At 59.4% G+C, this 10489-nt stretch carries 6 protein-coding genes and 2 pseudogenes; 5 read left to right on the top strand and 3 right to left on the bottom strand.

All coding sequences use genetic code 11. The annotated features are described in order from the left end of the window. A pseudogene (locus FHT73_RS28890) lies at positions 1 to 115 on the bottom strand (IS6 family transposase); the annotation flags it as partial. A 309-nt stretch (positions 116 to 424) separates the two neighbouring features. Here FHT73_RS28890 and FHT73_RS28885 point away from each other — a divergent pair. The 5 genes and pseudogenes from FHT73_RS28885 to FHT73_RS28865 form a co-directional block, all read left to right on the top strand. Further along, positions 425 to 2449, top strand: coding sequence for a protease modulator HflK (locus FHT73_RS28885; protein WP_183716483.1), 2025 nt, complete (start codon positions 425 to 427; stop codon positions 2447 to 2449). Beyond that, positions 2446 to 3456 carry a protease modulator HflC gene (locus tag FHT73_RS28880; protein WP_112611609.1) on the top strand — a complete coding sequence of 337 codons (1011 nt, stop codon included), beginning with the start codon at positions 2446 to 2448 and terminating at the stop codon, positions 3454 to 3456. Before FHT73_RS28885 ends, FHT73_RS28880 begins: the two co-directional genes overlap by 4 nt. Before the next feature lie 2 nt (positions 3457 to 3458). Continuing rightward, the gene (locus tag FHT73_RS28875) at positions 3459 to 4499 is read left to right on the top strand and encodes a protease modulator HflK (RefSeq protein WP_112611607.1); all 1041 of its coding nucleotides are present in this window, start codon (positions 3459 to 3461) and stop codon (positions 4497 to 4499) included. Beyond that, a complete protein-coding gene (locus FHT73_RS28870; RefSeq protein ID WP_210290533.1) occupies positions 4496 to 6439 on the top strand; it encodes a cation-translocating P-type ATPase in 1944 nt (647 codons plus the stop codon). The genes FHT73_RS28875 and FHT73_RS28870 overlap by 4 nt, the downstream gene beginning before the upstream one ends. Before the next feature lie 115 nt (positions 6440 to 6554). Further along, positions 6555 to 6716, top strand: a pseudogene (locus FHT73_RS28865) (LuxR C-terminal-related transcriptional regulator); the annotation flags it as partial. 627 nt (positions 6717 to 7343) lie between these two features. Here the strand turns inward: FHT73_RS28865 and FHT73_RS28860 are convergent. Beyond that, on the bottom strand, positions 7344 to 9218 hold the full coding sequence (locus FHT73_RS28860) for a KUP/HAK/KT family potassium transporter (RefSeq protein WP_183716479.1): 1875 nt from the start codon (positions 9216 to 9218) through the stop codon (positions 7344 to 7346). A 645-nt stretch (positions 9219 to 9863) separates the two neighbouring features. Beyond that, entirely contained in the window at positions 9864 to 10166 is a 303-nt protein-coding gene (locus FHT73_RS28855) for a hypothetical protein (protein WP_183716477.1), read from the bottom strand. Positions 10167 to 10489 lie beyond the last annotated feature (323 nt).

The following is a 10489-nucleotide window of genomic DNA, read 5'->3' as shown; positions in this document are numbered from 1 at the left end:
GGTCCTCGACGTCGCGCAGGCTCAGCAGAAACCGATAATAGAGCCAGACTGCATGGGCGATAATTTCGGCTGGAAAGCGATGGCGGCGGTAATGGTTAAGCGGCTCTTCGGTCATGCTGGTCGGATATCATTTCGCTCAGCAAAATCCGTTAAGGCGACGCCACCGTTAGCTAAGGGAATCCTCTCGCGTCACGGACCACGCCTTTTGCCAGATTGCCCTTCGTCATGAGGCGAAAGAAGGCTTATCTTCGCGTCAGTCTGGACGCCAAACTGGCAAAACTCGCCTCCTACATCAGGCCATTATTCAATTTCGCGCAAGGCAAAACCCTTGTCGATAGGAGCGCGATACGTAATAACGTGTCTGTAACCCGAACTGGCCGCGGTCGTGCGGCATTCGAATCGAGCACAGAAGAGCGCTGAAAGCATGACGACGCCGATTCCCACGGACGGCCACACGCAGCAATCTCCTGAGATCAAAAGCCGAGCAGACTTCCAACTTGCGGCGGTTCAAGCCCGTGACCTTGCAGGCCAGGGTGCTGCTGTGTCGATTTCCGCCACTCTGCTATTGCTATGCGCTTGGCTCGCGAGCACCTTTGGCCTCAATGCGATCTGGATTGCGTTCTTTTGCGATAACGCGGCAGCACTCATCCTTTTTGGGACCGGACTTCGATCTGCCCACGAGATTGCGCGGTGGCGTCGGGAGCAGGCCGGCCTTGCCAGCATTCCGCTCGGACGGTTCATGCAATGGCTCATTGCCTTCGTAACCTCGCCGTGGTCGTCACGACAGGCGCAAGAGCCGGATCCGGTCGAGCGTTGGACCGAGAGCGCGTTTCTCGCCGGGCAATCGGTTTTGTCACGTATAGGTGCCCGCCCGCTCTCGGTCTTCTGCCTTTCCCTCTTTGCTTGTTTGCTCGTCTATGCCGGTTGGAGCCTGGAAGCGGACGACATGACGATCGGAACGATGAGCTATCTCATCATAGGTGCCTGTTTGGCTTTCGCCTTTTTTCTGCTTGTGACGGAAAGACGCCTGGCCGCGATCGAAGCACCGGAATGGCCGGAGGCAAGAGCGATTTCGCAGTTGGCGCGCATTCCTATTTTCGTGCTTGTATTGTCCTGCTTCAGCCTATTTCTGAGTGCGCGTGGATCCGGTCTGTCCATAAAAATGCTCGCCGCTCTGGGAGGCTTTGTCGCGATTGTCGGGCTTGAGTTTCTATTGCGCGCGGTCGCCGCCATGTTCCGCCCGCAAAACGACAGCCGCGAACCGGCATTGATCGCCACAAGCCTTGTCGCGGGCGCTCTCCAGTGGCCGCCCCAGCCATTGGTCAGCATTCAATCAGAGCTACGGACCAAACATGGCATTGATCTTCGACAGATCTGGGCCTTTTCGTTCATTCGTAAGGCCGCTCCAGCCATCATACTCGGAACGCTCCTTTTAGGCTGGCTGCTGAGCAGCGTGCACGAAGTTCCGATGACCGGCCGAGGCATCTACGAGCGGTTCGGCAAGGCCGAGGGCATCCTGCATTCCGGCCTGCACATCGGCCTTCCTTGGCCGTTTGGCCGTGTCATTCCCATCGAGAACGGCAACGTGCACGAGCTGGCAACCTCCGTCAGCACGAGCGGTGATGGCGAAAAGCTGACCGATGCGGAAGGGCCAGCGCCGGAAAGTGCGAACCGGCTGTGGGATGCCTCGCACATCAGCGAGAAATCGCAGCTTATCGCCAGCGGCACCGGCGGCGCGCAGAGCTTTCAGATCGTCAACATGGACGTGCGTTTTGTCTACCGCATCGGTCTTTCGGACCAGGCGGCGATAAAGGCGGCCTATCGGGTCGCCGATCTCCCAGCCTTGATCGAAAGCACCGCAAACCGCGTATTGGTTCATGACTTTGCCAGGAGAACGCTCAACGACGTCTTGAGCGAAGGCCGGCTGTCGCTCGCAAACGATATCGCCTCGGCAGTCCAGAAAAACATGGATGAGCTGAACAGCGGCGTCGAAATCCTGGCGGTGGTCGTCGAGGCCATCCACCCGCCTGCCGGCGCGGCCAATGCCTTCCACGGGGTCCAGGCGGCTCAGATCCGTGCGGAGGCGCTGGTTGCACGCGAACGGGGAACGGCCGCCGAACGGACGAATGAGGCACAATTGAATGCCAGCCTCCAGCAGGACAATGCGACGGCAACGGCAAGGGAAGGCGTCGCGGCTTCGCAGGTCGCAAAACTCCGCTTCCAGGCCGAACAATCAGCCTTCCATGAGGCGGGACAGGCGTTTCTGACCGAGGAATACTTCAATAAACTGACGATGGGACTATCCCATTCGAAGGCTCTTGTCCTCGATCACCGCATCGGCGGAAGCATCGCTCCGACCCTCGATCTCCGGAGCATGATGCCACCGGTCGATCCCGACACAAGTGCCGAACCTAACACCCCATATCAAAGCGAAGAAACGGGCCCATGACTGACGCGCACGCCCATCCGGGCTCGGACCATCACGAGCACGATCATCATCATGATCACGGCGATGATCACAAAGAAACAATGCCCTTTCGGTGGTCCCGCCTGGTGGTCGCGACGATCGTCGTCGCCATCATTCTTGTCGCCGCCTGCCTCGTCCAGGTGAGGTCGGGAGCAGCGACTATCATCACTAGGTTTGGCAATCCCGCTCGCGTTCTGATCGATCCAGGCCTCGCCTTTCGACTTCCCATTCCCCTGGAGAAGACCATCGACGTCGATCTGCGCGCCAAATCGACGTCTAGCGGCCTGCGGGATGTCGGAACCAAGGATGGGCTGCGGATCATCGCGCAGGCCTATGCGATCTGGCAGGTCCCGCCCGATCCGGATGCCATCAAGCGCTTCGTGCGGTCGGTTCAGAACCAGCCGGACCAGGCGGCCGCGCAAATCCGCACATTTCTTGGATCGTCGCTCGAGACGGCGGCGAGCAATTTCGACCTGTCGTCGCTGATCAATCCCGATCCGGACAAGCTTCGGATCGATGCCCTGGAAGCGCAGCTCAAGGCCCAGATCGCACAGCAATTGTTCGACACTTACGGCTTGCAGGTTGTCGATGTCGGTATCGAGCGCCTGACCCTGCCTTCGGTGACGTTGAGCGCCACTGTCGACCGCATGCGGGCCGAGCGTGAAACCATCGCCACCGAACGTGCGGCAGTCGGCAAGCGCCAGGCGGCGGAAATCCGCTCCGCAGCCGAGCGCGATGCGAGAGTGCTGCAGGCGGACGCGACCGTGAAGGCCGCCGATATAGAAGCGAAATCCCGCGTCGAAGCGGCACGGATCTATGGAGCGGCCTATAAGAGCGCGCCTGAGCTTTACGAGCTGCTCCGCTCCCTCGACACGCTTGGCACCATCGTCAATTCCAACACGCGCCTTGTCCTGCGCACCGATGCAGCACCTTTCAGGGCTTTGGTCGATGGACCGCCCAGCGCCGCATCAGCTGGTGGAGCACATTAGAGATGGGTGCGGTTGGGGATAGGAATTTGATGGCGCAGCATCAGGCAGTTCGCCTGGTGTCCATGCTGCTGTCCGCGATCATGGTGCTTACGGCCGTCGGCTGGGCAACCTCCAATATCCGGGAGATCGCACCGCAAAACCGGGCCGTCGTCTTTCGCCTGGGCGCCTTGAACCGGGTGCAGGAATCCGGCCTATTATGGGCCCTGCCGGCGCCTTTCGAAAAAGTCTTGCTGCTGCCCGACGGCGCAACGGTTCTGGAACGCCGGATCGACGGATTGCTTCGCTCTCCTGCAGCTCAGGCCAGCGAGATTAACACAGAGGCGCAGAGCGATACTCTGGCGGGTTCGGGCTATCTTCTGACCGCAGACGCCAGCGTCGTTCAGCTCGACATCCGCGTCTTTTATCGGGTGACCGACCCCTCTGCCTATGTGTTGCAGCAGGACCACGTTCTGCCGGCACTCGACCGCCTCGTGACCCGTAGCGCCGTCGTAATCTGCGCTTCCCGCGATCTGGACAGTATTCTGGTCGCGCGCCCCGAGCTGGTCTCCGCGGAGAGCGATGTCGCCGAGCGACGCGAACGCCTGCGCGCCGATCTGGTCAAGAGCATCAACGCAAGCCTGGGCTCGCTAAAGTCGAAGGGCCTGAACCTGGGAATCGAGATCGATCGCGCCGATGTCCAATCCGCACTTCCGGCGACAGCCATAAGCGCATTCGACGGGGTGCTGACCGCAAGCCAGCAGGCAGAGCAGGCGATTGCGTCGGCACAGAACGATGCGGAAAAGGACAGACAGGCCGCCGATCAGGAAGCCGATCGGATCGTGCAGGTGGCGGAAGCCCAATCCAGCGAACGTCTGGCAAAGGCGCGTGCTGACACGGCCATCGTCGCCGGCTTTGCAAGCGCGCAAGGGTCCGATAGCGACCCCGGCCTTCTCTGGCGCCTCTATCGCGATCGCGTTGCCAAAATCCTGTCGAAGGCAGGCTCGGTGGTCACGGTCGACCCCAGGGACGACGCACGCCTCATCCTGCAGGGAGCCGACAAATGACTGTCGCGACCGATCATCCCCACGGCTCCCATGGCCACACGCATCATCATGGCCATATGCTCAGTGCCGGCCTTCTGACCGCGAACGAAAAGCAGGCGGCGGCCGTTCAGCTGACCCTCGCCATGATCGCCTTGAGCCTGCTTGCGCTCGGCATCGCATGGCGCTGGCTTGCGCCGGATGAAGAGGGCGTGAGCCAGCTTCTGCTGGCGGCCGCCTCACTGATCGTTGCCATTCCGGTCATCCGCTCCGGTTGGCATAGCCTGCGCCATCCGAGCCTGCATGGCATCACCGATCAATTGATCGCTCTTGCCATGCTGGCCGCCTGGGCGACGGGCGATCTGCTGACCGCCGCCCTCCTCCCGATCATCATGATATTCGGCCATGTGCTGGAGGAGCGCAGCGTCATCGGATCGAAAGAAGCGATGGAGGCGCTGGCGCGTCTGACCCATAGCCACGCACGGCTGATCACGCCGGACGGCTCGACGCGTGAAATCGACAATGTCACGCTGAAGCCAGGCGATCTGGTGGAGGTAAGAGCGGGAGACCGCATTCCCGCCGATGGTCGTGTCAGGCAGGGACAGGCAAGCCTCGACACTGCGCCGATCACCGGCGAATCCGTGCCTCTCGAAGTCACAGTTGGCATGGAGGTCTTCGGCGGTGCGATCAATCTGGACGGCCGTCTGGAGATCGAAGTGACCCGAACAGGCGAGGACTCGACGCTTGGAAAAGTCATCGCACTGATGCAGCGCGCGGAAAATTCAAAGCCGCCGATCACGCGGCTCTTGGAGCGCTACGCCCAGCAATATCTGGGCTTCGTGCTGACAATAGCCGCCCTTGCCTGGTTCCTAACCTACAATGACCAGATCATGCTGGCGATCCTGGTCGCGGCCTGCCCCTGCGCCCTGGTTCTGTCCGCGCCGGCAACGGCAATTGCAGGCATCGCGGTCGCCGCGCGCCATGGAATCCTTATCCGCAGCTCGGCATTTCTCGAAGAACTGGCAGATTTGACTTCCCTGGTCATCGACAAAACCGGCACCCTCACCTTCGGCCGGCTTCGGCTGCAAGATATTAGACTGACGGGCAATAGGGACCGGGAAGCCGTTCTGGCCTTGGCGGCCTCTCTGGGCGCTGCCAGCAGCCACCCGGTCAGCCGGGCGCTAGCCTCGCTTGTTTCTCATAACGCCTACCATCCGCTGACCAACGTCCGCGAACTTCAAGGACTGGGTATCGTCGCGGGTACGGCAAGGGGCGAAGTGGCGCTCGGACGTCCTGAATTGTTCGAACGCCTGTCCGTCGTCACTCCCTCGGCTCCCCCACATGACGGTCCGCTCGCAGGCCTTTCCATCGGTGGAGACTTTGTCGCCTGGCTTCTCCTGTCGGACACGGTCAAGCCGGAGGCAGCGGTCGCGATGACGGAGTTGCGAGCGCTCGGGCTCAGTCGTCAGCTTTTGCTCACCGGCGACCGTCAATCGGTCGCGCATGCCCTGGCGCGCGAGATCGGCATAACCGATGTCGCGGCCGAGGCCCTGCCCGCCGACAAGCTGAAACGCGTGCTGAGCGAGACTAAGAGCGGCTTCAAACCTCTGGTCGTCGGCGACGGGATCAACGACTCGCTCGCCCTCAAGGCCGGTGCCGTCGGCATCGCCATGGGGGTAGGTGGTGCTGATATCGCGCTCGCCTCCTCTGACATCATCCTGATCGGCAGCGATTTGCGACGGCTCGGCACATGCGTCCGCCTCAGCAGATTGTGCCGGCGGACATTGAAAACCAACGTCATCATCGGCCTCGGCTGGACCGTGGCGATCATCGCATTGGCGGGATTTGGCTTTCTTGGAAGCGCGGGAGCCGTAGTTGCTGCCCTCCTCCATAATTTCAGCACCCTGCTGGTGCTGGCGAATGCCGGGCGGCTGATGCGATATGACGAGCAACTGACCGCATAAGGCAAGATCAACTTACGTGATCGCCGAGCCGGTGGATCATCTCGTAGCCGTCTTTCCGCGCCAAGGCATTGATTTACATCGGATTGGTACCAGTAGTACGGTTTGAATCTGCATGCGGCTGGTGGTCCGCGGCCTGTTGAACAAGCAGATCGCCGCAGCCCTTCGCGTGAGCGAAGTTACGGTGAAAGTCCGGCGCAGCCAGGTCATGCGCAAGATGCAGGCAGGAACCCTCGCCGACCCGATCAGGATTTCAGACAGACTCAGCGGATGCTTCTGAGAAGATCCTCCTGCGCTTAGGGTTGGGATTTCGCCTTATCGCGACAACAGTCCAATGGTGATGTCCACCATGACGGGGTCGTCCAAATTGTCTATCTGTGGCGAGCGAGACTATTGGAGTGTTGGTGGAGCGGAGGCCGGTGCTCTCCCCGATTCTGCTGCTATCCTCATGCGCCGAGGTACAAGGCGACGATGAAAATGGCGGCAATCAAACAAATGATAGTCCAAGCGAGGATACGACCGATAAGTCTATTTCGCGCTACCTCACGGCTTGAAACACCTGTTCGATGCTGATGATAGTGTCGTGTGGTCAAGGACCAGCTCCTTCAGCTTGCTATTGGCGGTCATCAAATCATCAAAGATCGAGACCGTATCCAATGCGATAATTTGTGAGCGAGGCTGTATGAAATCCAGGGCAATTGCGGCTGATAATTATAAGAAACTCATAATATTTTCTGGTTTTGGCCGTGACGGCTTCTTTCCATCTATTCCGCTTGATCGGCAATCGTGGCCAGGAACGTGCCTCTCGCCGAGCGAACAAGAAGATGGTTGAAGCTTGTGGCTGCGCCGTGATGAGCCAGCACACCTGTCCGCCGTCGCGGGCCGCCAATATCTCCAGATTCGCTCTTCAGATCTCGACCTGACTGCCCAGTTCGACCACGCGGTCGACAGGGAGCTTGAAGAAAGTCATTGGTGTTTCCGAGTTGCGCATCATCGCTGCGAAGAGCTTTTCCCGCCACACGGCCATCCCAGGCCTTTTTGACGGAACGAGTGTCTGACGGCTGAGGAAATAGCCAGCGGTCAGAGGATTGAAATGCGGCATGCGCTCGAAGATCGGCGCCAGCGCTAACGGCACGTTGGGATGCTCCGCGAAGCCGTAGCGAATGATGACCCGAGTAAAGCCGCCGCCCAGATCTGTTGCCGCCAACCTTTCGACTTGCTCGACGACGGGTGTGAGTGCCGTCTCGATGGTGACGAGAAGCACGTCTTCATGGAGCACGAGATTGTGCTTGAGGTTGTGAAGCAGCGCCGGAGGAACGCCTTCCCGGTTTGTTGTCAGATAAATGGCACTTGCCGGAACTCGGGTAACATTGGCGGTCGACTTCAGAAAGGTCTCGACGGGCATCGTGTCGGATGCGAGCCTGCGGTTGAGGAGCGCGCGCCCGCGTCGCCAGGTCGAGAAGATGATGATCAGTACGACGGCGATGGTGACCGGCAACCAGCCGCCATCGGTGAACTTGGTGGCCGAGGCAGCGAAAAGGCCAAGGTCGAATATGAGTAGAATGGCGTATAGCGGTATGGCCCAGATGGGGTTCCAGCGCCAGACGCGAAAAATCATGAAGCCGATGATAAGTGTCGTCAGTACCATGGTCGCGGTCACGGCTAGGCCAAAGGCCGCGGCAAGAGCGCTCGAGCTACGGAAAGCAAGAACAAGCGCGATGACGGCAAGGAACAGCATGATGTTTACGGTCGGTGCGTAGATCTGCCCCCGCGCTTCGAACGAGGTGTGATGGATCCTGACGCGCGGCAGGTATCCGAGCTGAACGGCCTGCTGCGTCACCGAGAATGCGCCGCTGATGATCGACTGGCTGGCAATGACGGTCGCGGCAGCAGCCAGAAAAAGAAGGGGGATCAGCAGTCCGACCGGGGCCATAAGGTAGAAGGGCGACTCGATTGCTGTGGGGTCTGCCAGTACAAGTGCGGACTGCCCGGCGTAGCAAAGTAACAGTGCGGGTAGCGCCAGCCACAGCCAGGCCCGTGCAATGGCCGAGCGCCCGAAGTGGCCCATATCCGCATAGAGCGCTTCCGCACCCGTGACAGCCAGCACAACGGTCCCGAGCGTAAAGAAGGCGCGGACGGGATCGGCCGCCAAAAATCCGAGCGCATAGGTCGGGCTTGCTGCCTGCAGCACGACCGGGTTGGCGACCACATGGACGGCACCGAGAATGCCTATCGTCAGGAACCAGATCGCCATCACCGGGCCGAACAGGCCTCCCACGAGCCCCGTCCCGAACCGCTGGATGGCAAACAGCCCGGCGATGATCACGATCGAAAGAGGGATAACATAGTCGGAGAAGCTGCTGTTGAGAAGCGTCAGGCCTTCGACCGCCGAGAGGATGGAGATCGCCGGCGTGATCACCGCGTCGCCATAGAATAGCGTCGTTGCGATCAGCGCGGCTCCTGCAATGTACGGCAACTCCCACGAGTGCTTCGCTACACGCTCCACAAGAGCAAGGAGAGCGAAGCTTCCGCCTTCACCACGGTTATCCGCGCGCATGGTCACGAAAACATATTTGACTGTGACGACGAGGATCAACGCCCAGACGAGCATCGAAAGCACGCCGAGCACATGAAATTGATCTAGTGGCAGGCGATGATGGCCAATGAAGCTTTCCCTGAATGCGTAGAGTGGACTGGTGCCGATATCGCCGAAGACAACACCCGTGGCGCCCAACATGAGCTTGAGCTTGGGCGACGCGGGTGGGTGCGGCTCGCTTTTCATTGTGTCCTCCGCAATGGCGACAAGTGGACCGCAGCGGAAACCACTCCCTTCGTGCGACTATCTCTTGAGGGTAATCAAAACACAACCCTAGCTCTCCAAGCCGAACGCAAAGGTGGACGCCCGTCCGCAGGAGACGGACGAAGACAGATATTCCGGAAACGCAAGTTGCTGCAGCACGTTATCCAAAATCAGCCATCAAGGCGCAGTCGCTTCGGTAGATGGGGTCGGAGGAAATACGGCTCCAAATCGTATGCGGTTTTGTCAACCAAAGACAACGTCCTTACCGTGGTGCCGACATCGATGGCGTCTCGGCCGAGCCGATCCAGCTTCGTGACGATCCAACCGGTCCATCGGCCGGGAAAAGCCACGGCGACGCGCAATGGCGGTACTGCCGGAAACACAAGGAACGCCGCCAAATGGAGGTATTTTGCCCCTTGTGTTCTTTCATTGGAGTAGCCAGCTGCCAAGCGGAACTCAAAATTCAGGATCGACAGGCACTTTTGACATCCCAACGGATGAGGGCAGCCTGATCCGCCATTATTCCTTCGCGCCAGCTTCCTGACAGGTTCGAAATCCAGATCCGTAGGCGCGAGCATAAGCTGCCCATTGAAGAGAAATCCAGAAAGGCCGATCCTTCTGCATAATTTAGCAGCGCTTCGGTCCGGTCAAGGCTCCCATATGGTCATTCCAGCCCAACTTTGTAGAGAAGGTAAGTCGCTGAAATCCAAACCTGAATAGGCCCAGTAAGCTTGCCTGGGGGTAGTGCTTGTTCCTCGAAGTCGAAATAGGTGAAACTCTCCCTCTTTCCCAATTTTCAAGATCAAGCGCAATCTTGTCAAAGTCGATTGCGAGATCGATGAGTGTCTCGCGATGCTGGTCATCACCCTCATCGCGGGCACGACGGAAATAGTAATCTGCCCTTTCGCGCATTTGGATAGCCGTCATCATGGACGCCTCCTGAACGGTTTCCGTAAGCGATCGCATATCAGTCGGGCAAGTTTCCTCCTATGATGTACGTCAATTTAGTATTCTACACCAGCGCCGCGAGCGCAAACACTTGGCGCTGACAGAGTTCAACCTGTCGCGCAGCGTTCTGGCGTATTTGAGAGCCGCGGTCGGGTTGCGTGTTGGCCTACTTGTTGCCCGTCGGTTACTAGTTGCGAGCGACGCGTTTCACTTCCTAGGTCCTGTTGACAAAGTCTGTGACTGAGGTGAACTTCTCGCAATGCAGTTTCGCAACATCATTGAGCCTCCCGTTCAGGGGCAAGCAT

This window comes from Rhizobium sp. BK098 (assembly GCF_014193155.1).
In the GTDB taxonomy this organism is placed as follows: domain Bacteria; phylum Pseudomonadota; class Alphaproteobacteria; order Rhizobiales; family Rhizobiaceae; genus Rhizobium.
This window is presented reverse-complemented; position numbering and strand designations above follow the sequence as displayed.

Bases quoted from the DNA above. Each gene is read 5' to 3' on its own strand.
- FHT73_RS28885 (WP_183716483.1), top strand. From the start codon at position 425: ATGACGACGCCGATTCCCACGGACGGCCACACGCAGCAATCTCCTGAG.
- FHT73_RS28880 (WP_112611609.1), top strand. From the start codon at position 2,446: ATGACTGACGCGCACGCCCATCCGGGCTCGGACCATCACGAGCACGAT.
- FHT73_RS28875 (WP_112611607.1), top strand. From the start codon at position 3,459: ATGGGTGCGGTTGGGGATAGGAATTTGATGGCGCAGCATCAGGCAGTT.
- FHT73_RS28870 (WP_210290533.1), top strand. From the start codon at position 4,496: ATGACTGTCGCGACCGATCATCCCCACGGCTCCCATGGCCACACGCAT.
- FHT73_RS28860 (WP_183716479.1), bottom strand. From the start codon at position 9,218: ATGAAAAGCGAGCCGCACCCACCCGCGTCGCCCAAGCTCAAGCTCATG.
- FHT73_RS28855 (WP_183716477.1), bottom strand. From the start codon at position 10,166: ATGATGACGGCTATCCAAATGCGCGAAAGGGCAGATTACTATTTCCGT.